General features: G+C 33.0%; 23 protein-coding genes and 1 pseudogene. 22 read left to right on the top strand and 2 right to left on the bottom strand.

Annotation, left to right across the window (positions count from 1 at the left end; genetic code table 11):
• The first annotated feature begins 4 nt into the window (after positions 1-4).
• The 11 genes and pseudogenes from H964_RS06505 (at position 5) to H964_RS06460 (ending at position 12,179) form a co-directional block, all read left to right on the top strand.
• A complete protein-coding gene (locus tag H964_RS06505; RefSeq protein WP_039765860.1) occupies positions 5-2,185 on the top strand; it encodes an O-antigen ligase family protein in 2,181 nt (726 codons plus the stop codon).
• A 62-nt stretch (positions 2,186-2,247) separates the two neighbouring features.
• The gene (locus tag H964_RS06500) at positions 2,248-3,324 is read left to right on the top strand and encodes a glycosyltransferase family 4 protein (protein ID WP_039765858.1); all 1,077 of its coding nucleotides are present in this window, start codon (positions 2,248-2,250) and stop codon (positions 3,322-3,324) included.
• Positions 3,325-3,365: 41 nt separating this feature from the next.
• Positions 3,366-4,694 (top strand): hypothetical protein, encoded by a 1,329-nt coding sequence (locus tag H964_RS06495; protein WP_039765856.1) that lies wholly within the window; start codon positions 3,366-3,368, stop codon positions 4,692-4,694.
• A 2-nt stretch (positions 4,695-4,696) separates the two neighbouring features.
• Complete coding sequence (locus tag H964_RS06490; RefSeq protein ID WP_011918061.1) at positions 4,697-5,815, top strand: glycosyltransferase family 4 protein; 1,119 nt, start codon at positions 4,697-4,699, stop codon at positions 5,813-5,815.
• The gene (locus H964_RS06485) at positions 5,815-6,906 is read left to right on the top strand and encodes a glycosyltransferase family 4 protein (RefSeq protein ID WP_011918060.1); all 1,092 of its coding nucleotides are present in this window, start codon (positions 5,815-5,817) and stop codon (positions 6,904-6,906) included. The genes H964_RS06490 and H964_RS06485 overlap by 1 nt, the downstream gene beginning before the upstream one ends.
• On the top strand, positions 6,903-8,027 hold the full coding sequence (locus H964_RS06480) for a glycosyltransferase (protein WP_011918059.1): 1,125 nt from the start codon (positions 6,903-6,905) through the stop codon (positions 8,025-8,027). The genes H964_RS06485 and H964_RS06480 overlap by 4 nt, the downstream gene beginning before the upstream one ends.
• The gene (locus tag H964_RS06475; RefSeq protein ID WP_011918058.1) at positions 8,024-8,797 is read left to right on the top strand and encodes a glycosyltransferase family 2 protein; all 774 of its coding nucleotides are present in this window, start codon (positions 8,024-8,026) and stop codon (positions 8,795-8,797) included. Before H964_RS06480 ends, H964_RS06475 begins: the two co-directional genes overlap by 4 nt.
• Positions 8,798-8,846: 49 nt before the next feature.
• Positions 8,847-10,223 (top strand): undecaprenyl-phosphate glucose phosphotransferase, encoded by a 1,377-nt coding sequence (locus tag H964_RS06470; RefSeq protein WP_011918057.1) that lies wholly within the window; start codon positions 8,847-8,849, stop codon positions 10,221-10,223.
• Between the two features lie 26 nt (positions 10,224-10,249).
• Complete coding sequence (locus tag H964_RS06465; RefSeq protein WP_237738228.1) at positions 10,250-11,377, top strand: NUDIX hydrolase; 1,128 nt, start codon at positions 10,250-10,252, stop codon at positions 11,375-11,377.
• Positions 11,378-11,581, top strand: a pseudogene (locus H964_RS12140) (sugar transferase); the annotation flags it as partial.
• Between the two features lie 79 nt (positions 11,582-11,660).
• A complete protein-coding gene (locus H964_RS06460; protein ID WP_011918054.1) occupies positions 11,661-12,179 on the top strand; it encodes a hypothetical protein in 519 nt (172 codons plus the stop codon).
• A 70-nt stretch (positions 12,180-12,249) separates the two neighbouring features.
• Here the strand turns inward: H964_RS06460 and H964_RS06455 are convergent, their stop codons facing one another.
• Positions 12,250-12,801 carry a macro domain-containing protein gene (locus H964_RS06455; RefSeq protein ID WP_011918053.1) on the bottom strand — a complete coding sequence of 184 codons (552 nt, stop codon included), beginning with the start codon at positions 12,799-12,801 and terminating at the stop codon, positions 12,250-12,252.
• Between the two features lie 579 nt (positions 12,802-13,380).
• Here H964_RS06455 and H964_RS13215 point away from each other — a divergent pair.
• The 4 genes from H964_RS13215 to H964_RS06435 all read left to right on the top strand — a co-directional run bounded on the left by H964_RS13215 (position 13,381) and on the right by H964_RS06435 (position 15,842).
• A complete protein-coding gene (locus H964_RS13215) occupies positions 13,381-13,509 on the top strand; it encodes a hypothetical protein (protein WP_272943684.1) in 129 nt (42 codons plus the stop codon).
• Between the two features lie 124 nt (positions 13,510-13,633).
• On the top strand, positions 13,634-13,807 hold the full coding sequence (locus tag H964_RS12605) for a hypothetical protein (RefSeq protein WP_193353820.1): 174 nt from the start codon (positions 13,634-13,636) through the stop codon (positions 13,805-13,807).
• A 111-nt stretch (positions 13,808-13,918) separates the two neighbouring features.
• Positions 13,919-14,125: a hypothetical protein gene (locus H964_RS06440; RefSeq protein WP_039765846.1), complete on the top strand. Its 207-nt coding sequence runs from the start codon at positions 13,919-13,921 to the stop codon at positions 14,123-14,125.
• A gap of 85 nt (positions 14,126-14,210) precedes the next feature.
• Positions 14,211-15,842: a CTP synthase gene (locus H964_RS06435; RefSeq protein WP_011918050.1), complete on the top strand. Its 1,632-nt coding sequence runs from the start codon at positions 14,211-14,213 to the stop codon at positions 15,840-15,842.
• A gap of 43 nt (positions 15,843-15,885) precedes the next feature.
• Here the strand turns inward: H964_RS06435 and H964_RS06430 are convergent, their stop codons facing one another.
• Positions 15,886-16,380, bottom strand: a complete 495-nt coding sequence (locus tag H964_RS06430; RefSeq protein ID WP_011918049.1) for a hypothetical protein — start codon at positions 16,378-16,380, stop codon at positions 15,886-15,888.
• A 165-nt stretch (positions 16,381-16,545) separates the two neighbouring features.
• On the opposite strand from H964_RS06430, the gene H964_RS06425 reads away from it, so the two are divergent.
• The 7 genes from H964_RS06425 to H964_RS06395 form a co-directional block, all read left to right on the top strand.
• A complete protein-coding gene (locus H964_RS06425) occupies positions 16,546-17,238 on the top strand; it encodes a response regulator (protein WP_011918048.1) in 693 nt (230 codons plus the stop codon).
• A gap of 45 nt (positions 17,239-17,283) precedes the next feature.
• Positions 17,284-18,981 (top strand): ATP-binding protein, encoded by a 1,698-nt coding sequence (locus H964_RS06420; protein WP_039765843.1) that lies wholly within the window; start codon positions 17,284-17,286, stop codon positions 18,979-18,981.
• Positions 18,982-19,069: 88 nt separating this feature from the next.
• Positions 19,070-19,573, top strand: a complete 504-nt coding sequence (locus H964_RS06415) for a hypothetical protein (RefSeq protein WP_442855727.1) — start codon at positions 19,070-19,072, stop codon at positions 19,571-19,573.
• A 15-nt stretch (positions 19,574-19,588) separates the two neighbouring features.
• The gene (locus H964_RS06410; RefSeq protein WP_039765840.1) at positions 19,589-20,884 is read left to right on the top strand and encodes a hypothetical protein; all 1,296 of its coding nucleotides are present in this window, start codon (positions 19,589-19,591) and stop codon (positions 20,882-20,884) included.
• A gap of 21 nt (positions 20,885-20,905) precedes the next feature.
• Positions 20,906-21,634: a hypothetical protein gene (locus H964_RS06405; RefSeq protein WP_039765837.1), complete on the top strand. Its 729-nt coding sequence runs from the start codon at positions 20,906-20,908 to the stop codon at positions 21,632-21,634.
• Positions 21,635-21,849: 215 nt separating this feature from the next.
• Positions 21,850-22,806 (top strand): ABC transporter permease, encoded by a 957-nt coding sequence (locus tag H964_RS06400; protein WP_039765835.1) that lies wholly within the window; start codon positions 21,850-21,852, stop codon positions 22,804-22,806.
• 47 nt (positions 22,807-22,853) lie between these two features.
• The coding region (locus tag H964_RS06395; protein ID WP_039765832.1) for a carbohydrate ABC transporter permease at positions 22,854-23,415 on the top strand (562 nt) is incomplete at its 3' end.

The following is a 23,415-nucleotide window of genomic DNA, read 5'->3' as shown; positions in this document are numbered from 1 at the left end:
CACAATGGCGAAAAAGGAAAAGAAAAAGCAAACTTTTTCTTTCAAAGATACACAACAAGAAGCTCTGAATCTTTATCCCATAAGACTTATTTTGCTCTTTGCATTTTCAGTTCTTGTCATGATGACACCTTACTACAGAGGGCTTTACTTTGACTATGAGCTTATGGTATTTCAGGCTATAGCAGCTGTAATTTTCATCTTATTGGTTCTTTATCTGTATGCATCTAAAATAGGATTTGAGGTTAAGTACAAGCTTGAATATATCCTTTTGCTTTTTATGGTAGCATATATTGTGCCATTTTTCTTTGCAGCAAACAGAAGACTGGCAATAGGTGAGTTTTTGAAATATGCATTCTACTTTGCTATATTTGCAATGGCAATAAGACTTGCAACTGGCAGGTTCGAAAAGCTCACCATATTAAATGCTCTTTTTATCTCAACAATTGGTGTTGCATTTTTTGGATATCAAGCAGCAGTAGGATTGATACCTGAGACTGCCCGACCTTTAGGAATGGCAATGAATGGTCTTTGGGCAGGAAATATGATAAACTCAACCTTGCAATACCACAACACAGCAGGAACTGTGCTTGCATTTGGGTTTATAATTGGTCTTTTGCTGGGGCTATATACTGAAAATAAGTTTTTAAGAGCATTTTACTTTGCTGCATCTTCCTTTGTGCTGACAGCTTTTTTCTTTACATACTCAAGAGGGTCCTATGTAACTTTGCCAATTGCGCTTTTGGTATTCTTTATACTGCTTCCAAGGGAAAAGAGGATTTCATTTGTTTTTAACCTGGCAATAATAGGTGCAATTGTTTTGGCATTTTTGAACAAGGTAGGGGCTCAGCTAAATCCAAATGGCAAAGAGAAACTTTGGCTGATTTTGCTTATGCAGTTTGCCGTTGTGTGGGCAGCTGCATATGCATTTAGCTTTGTTGAAAAAAGGTTGTATGTGCTCAAAAATGAGGTTTACATCATTTCGGCACTCACGATTGCTGCGCTTGGTATAATAGGATTTATAATCGCTCTGAATATGCACCTTATTCCTACGTCAATTGTTGACAAGATAAAATCAATCAGCTTTAAGGACAGGAACTTTGTTGAAAGGCTTGTGTTTTACAAAGATGGGCTCAAAATCTTTTTGAAAAGTCCAATCTTCGGCTATGGCGGTGGAACGTGGGTGTCACTTTATTTTATGTATCAGTCGTACTTATACTTCACAACACAGTCTCACAACTACTTTTTACAGGTGCTTCTTGACACAGGGCTTTTTGGATTTGCCATTTTGATGGTGTTTTTATACACGCTCTTTTCAACGGCTCTGCGGGCATGGCTTAAAAAAGATAAGGATAAAAATATCCTGATTGCAGGTATTATTGGAGGGGCTGTGCAGCTTTATCTTCATTCAATTTTGGATTTTGACTTTTCACTTGCCTCTGTTCAGGTTCTGCTTTTTGCAAGCCTTGGGGTACTTATAGCAATTGTGCAGGAAGTGCTTCAAAAGAGCAAAGAGGATGGAAAGCTAATTGTGCAAAGAAAAACAAAGGTGCTTTCCCCGGCACTTTTAGTCTTTTACCTTTTTGTGATGATTATTTCAATAAACTTTAGGATTGGGAATTACAATGCAAACATTGGTCAGCAAGCTCTGCAGATGAATAACTTAACAGCTGCATACTCATTTTTATCAAAGGCAGTAGAATATGATTCACTCAGTTCTTCAGCTTTAAGTGACTATGCTACAGTGCTTTACAAAATTGGTGACCAGAATAAAGATGCAAATTTGATTGCAAAAGCAAATAGTTACTTCAAGCAGGCAATTACAAACGATAGATTTAACGCCAAGATAAGATTTAAGTACGCTGTGTATTTACTCTCTCACGGTGCAATAGACGAGGGGCTAAGACAGATAGAAGAGGGTATAAAACTTCAGCCTCTTCAACCAAATAACTATGAAGTCAAGGCAGATGCATATGCAAAGGTTGGGGATTATTACCTGGGGAAAGGTGATAAGGAAAAGGCGAGGAAGTACTATGAGGTTGTGCTGAAGATTCCGCAGGAGATTGAGCGGGTAAAGAGGGAGAGGGAAAGAATGCCTGAGGTAATTAAGCAAGACCCTAACTCTCATAAATTTGGGATAACAGATAGAACTTTGCAAATAGTAAATGAAGTCAAAAAGAAAATATAATTTTGAGGTACCGTAAGTGCGCAAGGAGAGCAATAAATTTATCATTTGGAGGAAACTAATTGATGTTATGTGTACTTGATTGTCGGTGCATTAATTTAGAAAAAAATCACGGTATAAGTAGGTATACTTATGAGATTATTAGAAATGCTCCCAAAAACATAAAGCAACATTTGATACTTCTTGCTGATATCAAAAACTTTAATGTGTTGGCTAATGCATTTAATCAGGAAGTAAGAAAAATTATTAAGATTAAATCGCCTTTTTTGCATCCATTGGAAAACATGGAAATTCCGTATACTTTAAAAAAGATTCAAAAAGGTACAAAAGAGCAGATAGCTTATTTTTCACCTTCATTTTCTTCACCGCCAATAGTGGATAAGAAGATTAAAAAATATATAACTATTCATGACTTGATGCACTTGGACTTTTACTCTAGTTTGAAGAACAAAATATATTATTCGACATTAGTAAAATATTATATTGACACAGCTGTTTACGTTTTTACTGTTTCGAACTATTCTAAAGAGAAGATAATTGAATACTATGGCAATTCAGAAAAGATAAGGGTAATATATCCTGGAATTGATGTGAATACTTTTAGGAAACTGAAAGATGAAGAAATTGAACGTCTTAAAGATGTGTACTCTTATCTACCTGAGAAATTTTTCTTGTTTATAGGAAATAACAAAAAACACAAGAATTTTTCATATGCTTATGAGCTTTACAAGTGTTTAAAGAGATTTTATCCAGCACATAAATTTGTATCGAATGTGTGGGATAATGAAAGTGACCAAGACATTATTAGATTAGAAAAGATTGATGACAATTTACTCTGTTTTTTGTATAACAGATGCGAAGCCTTTTTATATCCTTCTTTATATGAGGGCTTTGGGTTGCCTCCTTTAGAAGCTATAGCATGTGGTGCAAAAGTTGTAGCATCAAAGTGTGCGTCTTTACCAGAGGTTTTGGGTGAACATGCAATTTATATAGATGTGTTTAAATCCCCTGAAGAGAACATTTTTGAAGTGGTTGAAAAACTCAACCAACCAAAACCCAAATTTGAAGTTATTAGTCGATATGTTTCTAAATACAATTGGCAGGACTTAAGTAAAAAAATATTCGGCTTTATATTTTCATAAATTATTTGAAATTATTATTGTTTAAAATGCAGAGGGTGATAATGTTGCAACAATTAACGAAAGAATTATGGCAAGAAGGTAAAATAAAAATCATATTTAGCACAGTAGGTACTATATTATACTTGTTCTATATATTAACAGGTAATTTTTCAAGAATAATAAAATTACCCTTTTTCCCTCGTACAATATCTCTGATAGAAGTTGGTATATTGGCTTTTGTTATTATATTTTTTGTGTATGAGTTGACTCTTCTTAAGAAAAATAAAAATTTGCTCAAAAAAGTGAGCTTAAGCAATTTAGACTCAGTTGAAGTACTGCTAAGTTTAATGTTATTTTCTATATTGGTTAATTACTTAATTTACAAGTTCAATATTTTACCACTACTGTACTATTTGAGATTTTTTTCATTGGTGTATTTTGCATTCATAATTTATTTGTTCTTAAATTTTAAAAGAAATATTAACAAAATAGAATGGTTTTATACTCAGATTGGGTTACTACTCTGCATAATTGGATGGATTATCTACTTTATTGAGCCAGATACAGAAAGATTGAACAAATTTTTCCAACAACAGGGAATTTATCTTAATCTTGATCCTCATAAATTTAGATTAATTGGTAATATTTTTGATCCTAATTTTTTTGGGAATCTATTAGTTATGTTTATTAGCATCACAATGATAAGTTTTCTCAGGCAGAGTTTGCATGACAAAAAAGGTCTCATTCAAAAAATTATTTTACTAGTTTTTTTCAACGTTACGTTATTAAAGACTATATCTAGAAGTTCAATTTTAGGTTTATTTCTGGTGGTGTTTTTTAATACTGCTTTGATAGGGAGTTGGAGTTTTGCTAAGAAGAAGATTGAAATTTTTAAAAAGCTTATATTAGTAGATAGCATTTTGCTATTTACGACGTTATTGGATAAAGATTTTTACAAGATTTTTGAACGAATAAAAAGTATTCCGGTAGATAATTCTGCTCAAGCACGAGTGCAAAGCTGGAGTAGTGCTAAACATTATATTGGTATGAGTCCGGTTAAATTATTAATAGGAGACGGTTACGGTTTTCTGAATATAAAATACGGCTTGCAATTCATTGGCTTTGACTCTTCTTTTTTAAATTTAATTTTATACTGTGGTCTGGTAGGAACTGCTTTTTTCTTAGTATGGTTGTTTAAAAAGATATATAAAGTGTATAAAAATATAAGATATGACGAATTGGATACTAAATTACACTTTGTAAATTTATTCTCTCTACTACTTACGTACTTTGTAATAAGCTGGTTTAATAATCTTTTGTTTTATCAGTTTTGGTTGGTGTTGTTTTTACCGTATTATTATTTTGTTATAGATTACGAGAGAAAGGGATAAAAATGAATATTGGTGTAGATGCGAGACCCTTGGGGAAGATTAAAACGGGAATAGGGTTTTACCTTTATAACTTGCTTAAAGTATTACCTGAAAAATGTAGTGATATCAACTTTTTTCTTTTTTCTGATAGAGAAATATCTTTAGACTTTAATTACCCGAACGTGAAGACTGTTGTAGAAAGTGATTATAAACTTCTCAAGGGGACTTTGTGGTATATGCAAAAAATGGATTATTTGATAAAAAAGTATAATATCGATGTGTTTTGGGGGACACAAAATATTTTGCCGTTTATAAGAAACAAAAATGTAATAAAAATTTTAACAGTACATGATTTAGTATGTTATAAATATCCACAGACTATGGAAAGGTTAAACTATTTTATCAATAGAGTATTTATACCTTATTCAATTAAAAGTGCTGATAAGATTGTAGCTGTTTCTAATTCAACAAAAGAGGATATATTAAATTATTTTAATGTTGATCCAAAAAAGATATGTGTTATTTATAATCCAGTGATTGTATGTGACGTTGAAAGTATTAATGAAACAGAATATTTATCAAAACATAATCTTGAAAAAAATAGATATATTTTATACGTAGGTACTATAGAACCCCGAAAAAATACAGAGATTTTGCTCAAAATATGCAAAGATATTTATGCTAAAACAGGTATGCCAACCGTTTTAGCGGGGAAAATTGGTTGGAAAAGCGATAAGATTATTGAAAGTATCAAAGAATATTCTAAAACTGGATGTCTTAAATATTTAGAGTATATAAGTGATATAGAGAAAAACCTACTAATGAGAAACTGTTTTATTTTTGTATTTCCTTCTTTTTATGAAGGATTTGGGCTTCCAGTGGTTGAAGCACTTAAAAATGGAGCACTTGTCCTTGTGTCTGATACATCTTCTTTAAAGGAACTAATAACCATAGATGAACTTAAGTTTGATCCATTAGATTGCAAGCAGCTAAGTGAAAAGATAATAAATTTTTATGTTGACAACGAGGCTTATACGAAATATAGAAAAAAATGCAATGAGTTATCTTCAAGATTTGAGAATAATCAAATAATAGAGAAATATGTTAAATTATTCTACAATTTAAAGGATGGTGCAAAGTAGTGAAAGTATTATTTGTTCCTCCACCTTTAGCTTTTCAAAATATAGGTGGAGGAGAAATTCAGATGTTGAAAACAAAAAAGTATCTTGAAAAGTTATTCAAGTTGGAAATAGCAATATTTGATGTTGTAAACACAAAACTTGCTGATTATGACATAATTCATTTTTTTGGCTCAGAATACATTCTTTTTCCTCTTGTGAATGCAGCTAAGAATTTGAAAAAGAAGGTAGTAATATCGCCTATTTTCTTTGATAATAAGCATTATCTTTCCTATAAAATAGCTACTTTTATTGGAAGAATATTACCATTTAGAAGTTCTGTACTGGATAGGTTAGAACTTCTAAAGCTTGCTGATTGTTTATTGCCCAATTCCTTTTTAGAAGCTGATTATTTGAGAAAGGCTTTTAATGTTCTTCCTGAAAAAATTCATGTGATACCAAATGGAATAGATGTTGAAGAAATAACTGGTTATTTAGATACCATAACGCCAGAAGATGAGGAGGATTTCAAGAAAGAATATAATATTAATACGCCTTACTTTCTTTATGTTGCAAGATTTGATAAAAGAAAAAATCAATTAAATCTTATAAAAGCATTTAATAAATTGATAGCTCGGGAAAATAATATAAAACTTATTTTGATAGGATCACCAAATCTTGATGAGATAGAATATTATGACCAATGCAAAAGAGAAGCTTTAAAAAGTAGGGGAAAGATAATTTTTCTACCTGCTTTAAAACATAGTGATAAGAAATTATGGATTGCTTATAAATGTGCTACTGCTCACATAATGCCAAGTTTATTTGAAACACCAGGTTTGGCTTCGTTAGAAGCTGCTTTTTGTGGCTGTAGACTGATTGTTACAACTGGTGGTGCTACACGAGAATATTTTAAAGATAATGCGCTATATGTAAATCCGAATGATATTGATGATATTAGAGAAAAAATGTTGGCAATTTTAAAAGATACAAAAAATAGGGAATTACACAGAAAGTCGGAAATGTTAAAACAAGAGATTTTGAAAATTTACAATTGGAAAAAGATTGCTGAAAGTACATACAAAATATATGAAATGATTGGAGGAGTTCAATGAAGGTTGCAATAGTGCATGAATGGCTGACTACTATGGGAGGTTCTGAAAAGGTTATATTAGAGTTGAAGAAATTATTTCCTGAAGCCCCCATATATACTCTCGTATATAACAGAAGAAAATTAGGAAAGTATTTTGATAAGTATTTAATAATTACGTCGAATTTGCAAAAAAATCCATTAGCTCACATTAAGCATCAACTGTTTTTCAAATACATGCCAAGAGCTTTTGAAAATTTCGATTTGAGTGATTTTGATTTAGTGATAAGCTCTTCATCAGCCTTTGCTAAAGGGGTTATAACATCACCCAATAGTGTACATATATGTTATTGTCACACTCCACCAAGGTATCTTTGGGATTTGACACATGAGTATTTGAAAGACTATAACCTCATAATCAGAAGATATTTAGAGCGGAACTTTCATTATCTTAGAATATGGGATACCATTGCAGCAAATAGGGTTGACTATTTTGTAGCAAATTCAAATTATGTGGCAAACAGAATAAAAAAGTTTTATAAAAGAGATTGCAAAGTAATTTACCCACCTGTGGATACAGAATATTTTACACCAGCAAAGGACAAAAATATAGAGGATTATTATCTAATTGTATCCAGGCTTGTCCCATACAAAAGGGTTGATTTAGCAGTTGAAGCTTTTAATCAGCTATCTAAAAGATTAGTAATTGTAGGAGATGGACCAGAATACAAAAAACTAAAATCAATTGCTAAGTCTAATATTGAATTTTTGGGTTATCAGCCAGATAAAACTGTAAGAGATTTATATCAAAGGTGTAAAGCTTTAATTTTCCCAGGCGTAGAAGACTTCGGGATAGTTCCAGTTGAAGTGCAAGCATGTGGCAGGCCAGTGATTGCTCTTAAGAAAGGAGGAGCTGTTGAAACGGTCGAGGAAGGTAAAACGGGGGTTTTTTTCGAAAAGCAGGATGTTGAGAGTTTGAAAGAAGCAGTTTATAAATTCGAACAAGATATTGAGAGATTCGACAAGGACTATATTAGATCTCATGCTGAAAAGTTTAGCGCCGAAAGATTTAGAATGGAATTCAAGGATTTTATACTCAAAGTTACTGAGTATGAGAGAGGGGAAGGGATGGGAGGAAAGGTATGATAAAAAACATAACATGTGTAATATTGACAAAAAACAGTGCGAGAAATATTGAGAATATAAGAAATGTCTATCATCTATTTGAAAAAATCGTTATAGTAGATGATTACAGTGAGGATGATACGGTCAAAAAGATAGAAGAGATAGATACAGAGAAACGGGTAAAGATATGTAGAAGAAAATTAGATAATTTTTCATCCCAGCGAAATTATGCATCAAGTTTAGCTGAAACAGATTGGGTATTCCACTTAGATAGTGATGAAAGAATAGATGATATGTTAATTCGTGAATTACATATGATTGATGGAAATATCAATAATACTTATTTTATTGCGTTTAAGGTTAAAAGAAAAAATTACTTTATTGATATGCATATTGGAACTGAGGATAAAATCAGATTGTTTAATAAGAAAAAGTTGTACTTTAGAGGTGAAGTTCATGAAGATTTAGATATTAAAAGTGAGGATAAAATTGGTATAATAAAAGGTGCTATTTTACATAAATCATATCAATCGATTCAAGGTTATTTTAGAAAATTGGATCTATATATGAAATTAGAAGAAGAAAGATTAAAGCAAAGAGAAAAAGGCTGGTTTTACATTTTAGGACGTCTTGTTAAGAGAACGTTTGAACATTTTAAGACATTGATTAAAAATGTTATAGCTAATAAGAGTTTTTTAAAACCATTATTGTGGTTTTGTTTATGTGAGGCATATGATCTCTTGTATTTTTCAATTTTTTTATATGTAAAGTATTTCAAAATATCGAAATAATACAGGGATAAATAGTGTAAAAAATACATGGATAAAAAGGATGATAGAGATGCATAACTTGGGACGACTTTATATAAAGATAGCAAAGATTATTGATATTCCAGCAATTTTATTATCATTTATTTTATCGTGGTTTATAAAGTTTAATAGTGGCTTGTTTAATAAGCCAGCCTCATTGGATATCCAGACATATCTGTTAATTGTAGCTTTACATGTACCTTTGTATTTATTTTTTCTTACAGTATCCGAGAAAGAAAGTATGAGGAGTAATTTCAAATTATTTTCTGATTTTATAAGAATTTTACGATCAAATATATTTGCTCTGCTGATTATAGTGATGATTTTCTATACCCTAAAACTTATTGATTTTTCAAGAATTTTTCTTTTTATCTTTGTTATTTTAAACTTTCTTATGTCAATACTTCAAAGACTTATTTTAAGAAGGATCTTGTTCTCACCAAACTCAAAGATAATTTCAAAAGAAAGAGTGCTTTTTGTTGGGCAAAATGAGATTTCAGAAAGATTAAGCAATATCTTCGGAAGGAATAACTATCAAATCATTGGTTTTGTTGTAAATGAAAGCGATCCTATGAATGAGAGAGTTGTAGGGAAAATTAAGGACATAGAAAGCATTGTAAGTAACAACCATGTTGATGAAATAATCATAGTTCTTCCTCTTAATCAGGAAAAAGAAATAAATTACATCGTCGACGTTTGCGAAAAGTATGGTATAAGAACATATTTAGTACCAGATTACTTCAAATTTATACCATCAAAAGCCGAAATAGAAAAGATCGATGAAATCCCTTTGATAAACATACGCTATTCTCCGCTTGATGAGTGGACAAACAGGTTTATAAAAAGGAGCTTTGATATTGTTGTCTCTCTAATTGGATTAATCTTGTGCCTTCCTTTATTCATAATCATAGCAATTTTGATAAAATTGACATCAGAAGGACCAATTTTGTTTACCCAAGAAAGAGTGGGCTACAGCAGGCGCATTTTTAAAATGCACAAGTTTAGAACGATGTATGTTCAAGACCCCAATGAAGAAAAAATAAGGTGGACAACAAAAGACGACCCAAGAAGAACTCCAGTTGGCAAGATTTTAAGAAGACTTTCTTTAGATGAACTTCCACAGCTATGGGATGTTCTTGTTGGCAACATGAGTTTAGTTGGGCCAAGGCCAGAAAGACCATATTTTGTGGAGAAATTTAAAGAGGAAATTCCAAAATACATGATAAAGCACCGTGTACGTCCGGGAATTACTGGCTGGGCTCAGATTCATGGACTCCGAGGGGATACTTCGATTGAAGAGAGAATAAAATACGATATCTGGTATATAGAAAATTGGTCTTTCTGGCTTGATATTAAAATTATTCTAGCAACCATTTTTGGTGGCAAGTTTATGGAGAATGCATATTAGAAGTTGGGAGACGATGAAAAGTGAGCATGCATATACCTATTATAAATAATGATTCAAAGTATAGCAATAATTTTCTTGAATTACTTTATGCAGAGGCTAATGAGCACTTGAGAGAAAACGACAAAAAAAGAGACCAAATTTTGATTGTAATTGCAACTTTGAGTGGAGCTATATTTGGCTTTTATGAAAAACTAAAAGGACTTCCATTGGGATATAAGATAACTATGGTGTTATTAGTTTTAATGTTATCTATTTTTGAACCTTTTATTTTGATTACATACAGAAAATGGCATATAGTTTACCATTTAGGCGCCAAAGTTTTACAGCAGATTATGTATATTGGTGGGGAAAGGGTTTCTGTACAGCTTATAAAAAGGCTATTAGAAGATAATATAAAAAAGCCTACTCTAACACGATTTATAACTACTACTGAAACCATGATTTATAATCTATCCCTTTTTATGAATATTTCCAACGTGTATATATTATTTTATTCATTTGGCAAAGTGCATCCTGGCTTCATGATAAGCATGTTTATGGGATACTTAATTTTATACAACTATATTCATTTTCGTAATATAAAAGAACTTTTAAGCAAAATTTTGACCGAAAAAGGCTACCAGGAGATATGGCTTTTAGATTTTATAAAAGACCTCTCAGCAGATATTTATGAGAATAAATATTTAAAGATAATTGTTGATGACAAAAATGTAGTAAAAGTAATTAACAAAAATAATGGATGTGTTGTTGTGCCAATTACTTCTGCAAATAAGATTATATTGATTGAAATATTTCGTGATACAGTAAATAGAAATGTTTTAGAATTACCGCGTGGCTTTGCAGAGGAGTCGGAAAGTACAGAAAAAGCAGCCCTAAAAGAACTAGAAGAAGAAATTGGAGGTCAATGCAGCAGAATAATTAAAATAGGAAGCTTCTATCCTGATACTGGATTATATAAAGCTGAAATAGACGTATTTTTAGCTTTGGATACTAAATACGCCATTAGAAAACATTCCCTTGCAGAAAATATAAGAGATATTAAAGAATTTGATATAACAGAAATTTACTCGAAACTGTTAAATGGAGAAATATTTGATAGTTACACTGTTACAGCGTTAGTTTTTGCTCTTAGGCATATTCTAAATGAAGTGTAAAAAATTCCAAAATATATAATAAAGCATCTTGTTTGTCCTAGAATTACCGGATGGGCTCAGATTTATGGGCTCAGAGGAGATACTTCAATTGAGGAGAGAATAAAATATGATATCTGGTACATAGAGAATTGGTCTTTCTGGCTTGATATAAAAATAATTGTAGCAACAATCTTCGGTGGTAAATTTATGGAAAATGCCTACTAATTTGAAGTATATTATTACTTGAATATTTGATTTTTCATTTGATAAAATAGTCTAAAGTGAATTTTATGGAGGTAAAACTATGTCAGAGAAGGAAATATTAGAAAAGATAGCATTGGGTATAGAGGAGATAAAGAGTGATGTTAAAGATGTAAAAGAAAGGCTCAGTAAAGTTGAGGAAAGACTTGATAGAGTTGAAGAAAGATTAGACAAATTAGAGGAAGAAGTGGCTACACTTAAGAATGAATTTGGCAATATGAAGACAGAGATGCAGAGTATGCAAGTAGAGATGCAAAATATGCAAACAGAGATGCGAAATATGAAGGCAGAAATGCAAAATATGCAAACAGAAATTCAAAGCTTAAGACAAGCTGTATTAGAAAATACAGGATGTATAGATACGCTATTTAATGCATTTGGAGGAGTTATACAATTTAAAACAGATATAGAAAATTTTAAAGCTGATATAAATAAATTTAAAGATGAAGCTTCAGCTAAAATAGAAAATCTTGTCGAAGTTACTAACAAAATAAAAGAAGAGTATGGTAGACATGACATTGATCTTAGAATTATGAAAGAAAAAATAGGAATTTTGATATAAACTACATAAATAACTCGCTTTTGTATTTTTCAAGAAAAAAGGGGCAGTTCAGGTTTAAAGCCCCTTTTAATTATTCTTTTAATAAATTTTTATAATACTCTTCAAAATACCCATAGGTCTCATCATCAAATAGGCAAAACACAACCTTTTCAATGCTTGTCTGAAAACTTTCTAAAAATTCAATTGCAGTGTCAATCAAAACCTTTGCGCACCTATCTTTGGGAAATCCAAAGATACCGCTTGATACAGCAGGAAAGGCAATGCTTTTTAAATTATAAAGGTGTGCAAGATACAAGCTATTATAGATCGCTTTATGAAGCTTTTCATCCTCATTGCCTTCACCATAGATTGGACCAACAGTATGGATTACAAACTTGCAAGGCAGCCTATATGCATTTGTAATAACAGCATGCCCAGTTGGAACCATCCCAATCTTTTTTATAATCTCATCAGACTCTTTTTGAATCTCAATCCCACCTGCTTTTACAATTGCAAGAGCAACTCCACCACCATGGCGCAGGTGGCTGTTTGCCGCATTTACAATTGCATCAACATTTTCTTTTGTGATATCGCCTTTTTTAATAACAATTCTTTCAACCACCGACCCAAAATGATTTGTCATTTTTAACACATCCCTTTTTTTATTTCCTTATTTCATTTTAATTTAATCGAATACATAAGAGCAAGTGGGTCATAATTTATTATGCATAATTTTGAGATAAAAGAAAGAACCAAAGGTAGTGCAGCATGTGTTCACACACTTGTCAACCTCAAAGGCAGGAAATTTTTGATGCAACTTTTAGACAAAGAACCAAAAGTCATAGAACTTAAATTTGGGGAAAGGCGGTATACTAAAACCTATTGCAATAGCGAAAATTGGAAGGTATAATAAAGCCAGTCAGGAAAGTTATATCTGAAAGTTGCTCTACAGGAATGTAAAAAATAAAAAGAAGAGCAAAAAGGAGCTTATCAAGTTATGAAAAAACCAAAATGTACTTAGACACTTCAGTAATAAGTCATTTAGACCAGCAGGATAACCCTGAATACATGCAAATAACCAAGAAATTTTGGGAAGAAGTAGAAAAAGGAAAATACAGTATATATCCCAGATATTATAATAGCTAAAATAGATGAGCATTCTGAACCCAAAAGAAGTAAACTCTTAAAGTATCTGAATGAAATAAAGTATGAAAAAACTGTTGTGGATGACCAGATAGTGGAACTTGCAGAGAAGTATATTGCCGAAGGAATAATCCCGGCAAGGTTTTCTGATGACGCAATTCATATAGCTGCAGCAAGTGTAAAAGAGTGTGATATATTAGTTTCATAGAATTTCAGGCATGTCGTCAAACTTAAGACAATTCAGAGGGATAAATGAAATAAATAAGTTAATGGTTTATAGGGAAATCCAACTGGTACCGCTGCTTATGATGTTAGATGAGGAGTGATTAGTTATGTTTGAAACGAGTGCTATGAAAGAGTTACATGAAATAAGGGTGAGAATTTACGAAAGAACAAAAAATATGACACGACATGAGTTCATTGAATACATCCGCAAAAAAGCAGAGAGAGCCGAAGAAGAGATGAAAAGGATGAAAGAGAATAAACCTGTCCAAGAAGTGGGCTAACCTTTAAGCTATACATTTATTGGAAGTTAGCTACAGGGACAGTATTGCAAACAAGCAAGTTGCCTGTGGCTTTTTTGTTTTTTCAGGGTGGCGAGGAGATATTGAGTTTTTTTGAAAGTAGTTACCTATAAAAACATATACAGCATTATTATGAAACTAAAAGACGGCCATTCAAAATTCACACCTTCAACTCTTGACAAAAAGTTAAAATTGAAAAAAGTGATTGAAGAGGCTATCCTCAGAAGCAATAAAGGGATAGCCTTATTTTTGCAAATCAAACAAAATAACCCCATTGATAAGCTGGGTCAAATAATTTAAAATATTAAAGTTAATATGTTTTAAGACTTTAAAAATAAAATTGAACCAAATAAATTAACATAGATTGGCGGAGGTCATTTTAAAAATGGAAAAGCAAGTAAAATATATTTTTGTAACAGGCGGGGTAGTATCTGGGCTTGGCAAGGGAATCACAGCAGCATCAATAGGAAGGCTTTTAAAAGCGCGCGGCTTAAAGGTTACAATGCAAAAGTTTGACCCATATATAAACATTGACCCAGGAACTATGAGTCCATATCAGCACGGTGAGGTCTTTGTCACAGACGATGGTGCAGAGACCGACTTAGATCTTGGTCACTATGAAAGGTTCATTGATGAAAACCTTACAAAAAATAGCAATGTCACAACAGGGAAAATTTACTGGTCTGTAATTCAAAGAGAGAGACGAGGCGATTTTTTGGGTGGAACTGTTCAAGTAATACCCCACATTACAAATGAAATCAAAGAGCGAATCTACAGGCTTGGCAAAAGCAACTCAACAGATGTTGTAATAACAGAGATTGGCGGGACTGTTGGCGACATTGAAAGCCTTCCATTTTTGGAGGCAATAAGACAGGTTGCAACAGACATTGGAAAAGAAAATGTCCTGTATGTTCATGTGACTCTTGTGCCATATCTTTCAAAGTCAGGAGAGCTCAAAACAAAACCCACGCAGCACTCTGTAAAAGAGCTTCGGTCAATTGGTATTCAGCCTGACATAATTGTGTGCAGAACAGAAAAGCCTCTTTCACCTGAGCTCAAAGCCAAAATTGCTCTATTTTGCAATCTCAAGCCTGAATATGTAATCCAGAATATAGACGCAGAAAGTCTTTATGAAGTGCCACTTATGCTGGAAGAAGAAGGGCTTGGGGAGATTATCTGTGAAAAGCTTGGCTTTGCTTGTACAAAGCCAGACCTTTCTGATTGGATAGAGATAGTCAACAAGGAAAAGAACCTTAAAAAAACTGTCAACATTGCACTTGTTGGAAAATATGTTGAGCTTCACGATGCGTATTTGTCTGTTGCAGAGGCACTAAAACATGCGGGAATTGCAAATGATAGTCACGTTGAAATTTTGTGGATCAACGCAGAGCATGTTACTTATGAAAATGCGCATGAACTCTTAAAAGAGGCAGATGGAATTTTGGTGCCGGGCGGATTTGGCGACAGGGGAATTGAAGGCAAGATTGCAGCTATAAAGTACGCAAGGGAAAACAAGATTCCGTTTTTTGGAATATGTCTTGGGATGCAGTGTGCTGTGATAGAGTTTGCAAGAAATGTACTTGGGCTTGAGAAAGCAAACTCTACAGAGTTTGATGAGAACACTCCATACCCTGTGATTGACATCATGCCGGAACAAAAGGAGATCTTTACAAAAGGTGGTACAATGCGGCTTGGACTTTATCCGTGCAAGCTTGAAGAAGGAACGCTTGCACACAGAATTTACAACGATGAGCTTGTATATGAACGTCACAGGCACAGATATGAGTTCAACAACGAATTTAAAGAGAGATTCAGACAAGCAGGAATGGTATTTTCAGGAATATCTCCAGACAGAAGGCTTGTTGAGATAATTGAACTGAAAGACCATCCGTGGTTTGTGGGTGTACAATTTCACCCTGAGTTCAAGTCACGACCACAAAAGCCACATCCAATCTTTACAGACTTCATAAGAGCATCTTTAGAAAATAGGAGTAAAAAAGAGGGGACACGCTCTTAAAAAGGCAAAAGTCCCCCTCTTTTTTTCTTAAAAAGGCTTCAACTTATCTTCTTCGACGGCGTGTGTATGTAAAATCAAGCTTGCGAGAATATGAGGTTTTTGTACGGGAAGTTTCTGAAACAAGGTACATTACAACAATATGGATTAAAAACAGCACAAGATTTAGTCCAACATGGATATAGATATAAGCTGGCCGCTGTAAGATTATCTTTGTAAGGGTTTCTCTTGAGTATTCAACAAATCCCATCAGATGTATTGAAAAAATCTGAAGCAAAAGATTGTAGAAGGCTGCATATTGTATATTGAACATGAAAAAGATTGCAAGAAGGCATGAGATTAAAAAGCCTGGTAAAAGCAAAAGTGTTGATGTTATGTAAAATCTAAGAAGAATGGTAATTAAAAAGATTATTAATGTACATATAATGGACCAAATAAAAAGAAGCACTTTGTCAGACAAAAATAAATTTACACCTGCAAAAAAGCAAAGGTATATGACAAGCCACAAAAAAACTTCAAGAGCTAAATTTCTATTTTCCATAGCATTTATAGCTCTTAAAAATGTATTTTAAGAGCTTTTTTCCCTCCTTTTTGCACTTTTGTTTCTCAAAGAAGATGTTCCAAAACAATTATACAATAAAAAGTGTGGTTGTTGTATAATTAAATTATCATAATGTAGAATGTTCAAAGGGGGACCTTCTAAAAGATGTCTAAAGCACATATTTTGGTTGTTGATGATGAAAAACCCATTGTTGATATAATCAAGTTCAACTTGGAAAAAGAAGGATATAAGATCACAACCTCATATGATGGAGAGGATGCGCTAAATAAAATTAAAAATGAAAACTTTGACATGGTCTTGCTTGATGTGATGCTTCCCAAAATGGACGGTTTTACAGTATGTAAAAAAGTTCGAGAGTTTTCCGAAGTGCCAATTATAATGATAACAGCCAAAGCGGATGAGGTTGACAAGGTTTTGGGTTTGGAGCTTGGCGCTGATGATTACATAACAAAGCCGTTTGGCATAAGAGAGCTCATTGCAAGAATCAGGGCAAATTTAAGGCGCACTTCTCAGCAGTCAAATAGTGATGGGAAAGTGTTAAAAGCAGGAAAGCTCACTTTAAATCCTGAGACATTTGAGGTAAAAAAAGACGGGAAGGTTATTGAGCTTACTGTTCGGGAGTATGAACTTTTGAAGTTTTTGATGTCTCAGAAAGGTCAAGTTTTTTCAAGAGAAGAGCTTTTAGAAAAGGTATGGGATTATGAATACTATGGGGATGTTAGAACAGTTGATGTCACAGTGAGAAGACTTCGCGAAAAGATAGAAGACAATCCGTCGGAGCCAGTTTTTATTCTGACAAAAAGAGGAATTGGGTATTATTTTAATCCAAATGTATAATGTAAAGGTTTCAAATTAAAGATTTAAAGGGGAATATAGAAAAAGATGACAAAAAGTATAGAAAGTAGACTTATTATTGTCTTTGGGCTTTTGATTTTGATGGTGATGTTTATCTCAAGCTTTTTTATCATCGACAGGGTGAGGAATTATTTTTTTGAGGATGTGCAAAAAAAGATAGAGTTCATGGCACAGTCTTCACTGCTTAAACTTTTGCAAGACAAGCGACTAAAGAACTCAGAAATCCAGGATATAATTGACCAGACAATGAAAGAAAGCCAGTTTGGATTTATGATAAGTAAGCTCATTGTGACAGATTCGCAAGGGCGCTTGATTGCTTCATTTCCAAGGCTAACTATTGATTTTTTTCCGTCTGATGAGATTTTAAATAGTTTAGCAGGTTATAAAGTTGTCAAACAAGATAATGAAAGACAGGTTTTAATATTTTCATTTCCCATCAAAGATGGTAAAGTGGTTCAAAGAGCTCTGTATTTAGAGGTATCTAGCCAAAATGTCCTTGGCACAGTTAGAGACATAAAAAATATCCTTCTTATGGCATATGTAGTTGCTATAACCTTTTCGCTTTTGATTGGTTTTTTGTTTGCCAAGACACTTTCAAACCCTTTAAGAAAGCTTACAAAACAGGCGCTTGAGATGGCAAATGGCAACCTTGATGTTAAGATAGATATAAATTCCAAAGATGAGATAGGAAAGCTTGCAGATGCTTTTGTAAAGATGGCAAGGAATATCAAAATGTATATCTCAGAGATTGAGTTTGAAAAACAAAAGTTGGAAAGAATCCTTCAGAACATGTCTGATGGAGTTGTTGCAATAAATTCAAAGAATGAAATAATTCACATAAATGAAAGTGCTAATAAGTTTTTAAATGGTAGAGTAGAAGAGTTTATAAACAAAATGGGGAAGGAAAGTGGTTCAGATACAGAGGTAACAATTTACACAACAGATGACCTTACATTAGAGGTCAGCAAGGCAACCTTTATAGATTCGTATATGAACCGTGGACTTATTTTCATAATTCATGATATAACCCAGCAGGCAAAACTTGACAGTATGAGAAAACAGTTTGTGGCAAATGTCTCACATGAGCTCAGGACACCAATCACAACTATAAAGACATATTCAGAAACTCTTTTGGATGTTGACAATGAAGAGACAAAAAAACAGTTCTTAAGTGTCATTATAAAAGAGTGTGACAGGATGACAAGGCTTGTAAGTGATCTTTTATACTTGTCGCGACTTGACAGTGGTGAGAACATTTTGAATTTAGAAGAGGTTAATTTGAGCGAGCTTGTCAGGTTTGTCTGTGAAAAGCTCAAAATTCATGCCAAGAAGAAGAACCAAACCTTGAGCTGCAGTATCTTGCAAGATATTGTTGCAATGGTCGACAGAGATAAGATAGAACAGGTTTTAATAAACCTAATTAGCAATGCAGTCACCTATGTTCAAGAAGGTGGCCAGATAAATGTTGTCTTGCAAAAGGAAGAAGATAAAATAAAAATAATTGTAAAAGACAACGGGCCTGGTATTCCAGAAGAGGATCTACCGCGGATATTCGAAAGGTTTTACAGGGTTGACAAAGCTCGCTCGCGTGAACTTGGTGGCTCTGGCTTAGGGCTTTCAATTGCCGATGAGATTATAAAGGCTCACGGCGGCACGATTCTGGTTGAGAGCAAAGTAGGCAGCGGCACAACATTTACAGTTGTTCTTCCAGCAAAGTCTTTGTAGAAAAAGCTTTTGTAATGTGCTCTTAATAGCTTTGTAACACTTTTGTAATAATTTAATTGTATAATGGTAAATAGGAGTAATACAATGATTGCTGGTGATAAAAATGAAACGAGCGTTTGCGTTTGTGCTGACTATAATATTTCTTTTATTTAATATAGGAGTAGCATTTGCTGAGGGAAAAAGCCTTCACAAGGCAAGATATATAGAATCAATTGAGATAGATGGGAATAAAATAAGCTCTACTACGAAGACTCTTATAGTGATTACAGATTATGAGCAGAATTTGAGTACATCAACATTTGTACTCTCAGGTAAAGGAAGCGAAGGCACGGAGATTAGCATATATACAAAAAAGGACAAAAAAGAGTCTTTTGGCCAGAGTAATTTGGTTGACAAAATCACAGTGGGAAAGTCTGGGTATTTTGCAAAAAAGATTGATGTGAGTGAAGGCTATACCTATATCTTAGTTGTTGCAACAAAAGACAGTGACACGCAACTTGCAGTTCTTAAAGTATATTATGAAAAGAAAGAAGGCTTTTTGGCAAAGGTAGAAAAGGCCATTTCAAATTTGATAAACTCAATTACAAAATAACAAGAGGGTAGGTTTATGAACAGAATCAAAAAAGAAGCTATAAAGAGCATAGTGCTGGGTATACTTGTTATACTCAGCATTTATTTGTATTATAGGGTGTATTTTAATTACAACCTTGATGACTTTGCAAATGCACTAAATGTTAGGGAAAACAGACTTTCAGAAGATGAGCTTTTGGAAAGAGTTCATATTATCCTTGCAACGCCAAAGGATATGTACTTGAATATCTCTAAGAATGTAGTCATTGGAGTTTTGAGTACACAAAAAGAATACTTTGATGTGGTCTCTAAGTTTGTAAGTAACCTCAAAGAAAACATAGTGAAAAAGAATTATAGTTTGAAATTTAAAAAGATGAAAATTGATGAGTTTAAATCAAGCAAGAGTATATTTTTTAACTATGGCTATTTTATAGATTTTCATATGTTTGTTTATGAGCTTTCAAGAAGAAATATTTTGCCTTCCAAAAAGACCTTTGAGTTTGACAAAGTTTTTATAAAAGAGTCAAATTCAAGTACTGAAGTTTATTTTTTCAACTCAAATACAGAAGAAGCCGCAATATTAACTTGTCCGAAGTATGGATTTTCTCAGTTTGAGAATAGAATTGAGCAAAGTTCTTATCTTGTATTTTCTTGGTCAGATGGACTTGGTTTTACAGAACTTGTGAGCAAAGATTCACTAATTCCTGTTGAGTTTTCAAATATTCAGTTTTCTGAGGTTAAAATAAAGGAAAGTGATTATAAAAAAGAACTTATAATAAGGCGTCTTTTTCCTGATACAATACTTACCAAAAGGAATGTACTCAAAAGTGGTGAGATTGTGATAACAGATGAGAGACGAGAGTTTGTAATAAAATCTGATGGAAGTTACATTTTTAGGTTTACAAAAGATATATTTTGTGACAAAATAGAATCAATTACAGAAGCTCTTATGAATTATATGAAAAATTTTTATACAAATGAGGACATTAGAGTATACAAAATTGAGAATTCCAAGAATACAACTAAGATTTACCTCATAACAAGAGTTGATGGAATTGACCTGATGCCTTCAGATAACGAATACTGCAGTTATATAGAAATTTCTAATGGCAGGCTTAAAAAGATTTCCGGTCATCTTTTTGATGCAATGTCGGTCAGAACTGCTAAGATAAAGGTCAGTGGAATTGCAGCTATTGATACTATAAAGGAGAGAAAAGGAGATATATTTATAAGAAATATAAGTTTAAGATATATCGCAACAGGAAATACATCTTATCCCTACTGGCAAATTGACACAGACAACGGGACAGTCTATGTCGAAACAATTAAATAAAAAAGGAGTTTTGTTTTGAAAATGAACTGGTCAAAAGTAAAAACAATAGCAATTGTGGTTTTTGCGGTTTTGGTACTTTTCCTTACTGTAAAATACTTAAACTTACTGCCAAAGGAAGAGAGCCTTACAGATAAACAAATCAAGACAGCACAAAATATACTTGTTCAGAATTCTATAAAGCTTTCTTGTACGATTGATAAAAAAATTTATTATGTTTCAAAACTCAACGTAAAAACTGAATCTGCGTATGACAATGTCCTGACAAAGCTTTTTGGCAAAAGAGTTGATAAATATCAAAAGGAGTTTGAAAGTAGCATCTATCATTTAAAGATAGTAAATCAAACACTTTTTTTAGAATCAAAATACAGCCAATACCCGTTTGAGCTTTTCGATATAAATAAAAGTGATTATATAAAGGATTATGATGGCAGCTATATTCAGGTTTATAAAGGCTATCCAATATTTGATGGAAAGCTCAAAATACAGAAGCAAAAAAATACAACTCTTTATATCTTCACAAAGGTTATTCCACAGGGTTTTGAATTCAAAAGAAGCAGGGCAATCTCAGCGTTGGAGGCTATCTTCAATCTCTTGAACCAACAAAAAAACATAAAAGAGATACAGAACATAAAGTTTGGCTACTATTTAAAAGACTTCAACGTTATCCAAGGCCAGGCAGTCCCAGTTTGGCGAATTGTTGCAGATGGTGAAGTTTATTATATAAATGGGTTTACGGGGATGTTGGAATGAGAAATGATAAAAGTAAATAAGTACCAGCAGGGGATTGGGAAAAATTTATAGTCCCCTGCTTATTTTTTTGCGAAAAACCTTAAATTTAGATACCACTTCTAAAAAAAGCCATCTTTTTTATAGACTTTGCCCCATTTTATAATAAAATCAGAAAAACAAATTGTAGCTTATGTAATATAAAAAGTATAACTTCTACAGAAGGAAGGCGATATATCATGGAATCAGCTATTTCAGCAAATACTCAGCATAGTCGCCAAAATGGCTTTAGAAGATTTTTGCACAAGTTAAATGAACAAAAATATCTTCAGGCAATGGCAATACCTGGTGTAATTTGGATGATTATTTTTAACTATATACCAATGTATGGAATAATAATTGCATTTAAAGAATACGACATTACTTTAGGGTTTAATAAATCCCCATGGGTAGGTCTTGCTAATTTTAAAGAATTTTTTTCTGATGAAAGATTTTGGTTGATAATAAAAAATACAGTTGGAATAAGCTTTTTCAAGCTTCTTGTTGGATTTCCTCTGCCAATATTGTTTGCCGTACTCTTAAATGAGCTTGTATCGGTGCGATTTAAAAGAGCAGTCCAAACAATATCTTACCTGCCTCATTTTATATCTTGGGTTGTACTGGGCGGAATACTTATGAACTGGCTATCAGAAACAGGTCTTATAAATATAATTTTAACAAAAATAGGAATATTAAAACAACCTATAGCTTTCTTGGCAGAACCAAAATATTTTTGGGGGATTGCAGTTATATCTGAAGTTTGGAAAGAACTTGGCTGGAATGCGATAATATACTTGGCTGCAATTGCTGGAATTGACCCTGAGCTTTATGAAGCGGCAACTGTAGATGGTGCAGGAAGGTTTACAAAGATGTTCAAGATAACCATACCGTGTATTTCTGGTACAATTGCTATTATGTTTATTTTAGCAGTAAGTGGGCTTATGAACTCGAACTTTGACCAGATATTTGTCCTCAGAAATCCGCTCAATGCAGATGCTTCGGATGTAATTGATATTTACGTTTACCGAATGGGAATAGAAGCTTTCAGATTTTCGTATGCAACTGCAATAGGTCTTTTTAAATCTGTAATTGCGTTGATATTACTTCTTACTGCAAATGCAGTAACAAAGAAACTCACTGATAAATCATTATTCTAATTTCTGTATACTGTAAATTTGAGCTGTGAAAAGAGGTGCACAGTAAAATGAAGATTAAATCTTCGTTTGGAGATAAGATATTTAACGTAGTTAACGTAACATTGATGCTTATTATATGTTTTCTAACTCTATACCCAGTTTGGTACATCATAGTATATTCATTTAACGAAGGGAAAGATGCAATGCTTGGCGGCATCTACTTTTGGCCGCGAAAGTTTACCCTGGACAACTACAAAACTGTTTTTAGCAACAGCGACATCACAACAGCATTTATGGTAACAGTGGCAAGAACAGTTATAACAACAACACTGCATGTGTTTTTCACTGCAATGGTTGCATACGCATTTTTGAGAAAAGAACTTATGGGAAGAAAAATTTACATGGCAATGGGGACAATTACCCTCTTTTTTGGAGGGGGGCTTATACCATACTTTCTATTGATCAAAAGTTTGGGACTTTACAATACTTTCTGGGTGTATGTAATACCTGGAATGTTCAACTTTTATAATCTCATTATATTTCAAGCCTTTTTCAGAGAACTTCCAATTGAACTTGAAGAGTCTGCAAAAATTGATGGAGCAAATGACTTTGTAATATTTACGCGTATAA

The sequence above is a fragment of the Caldicellulosiruptor sp. F32 genome (assembly GCF_000404025.1).
Classification (GTDB): Bacteria; Bacillota; Thermoanaerobacteria; order Caldicellulosiruptorales; family Caldicellulosiruptoraceae; genus Caldicellulosiruptor; species Caldicellulosiruptor saccharolyticus.
Note: the sequence above shows the minus strand (reverse complement) of the source record. Positions and strands in the feature narration are given on the sequence as shown.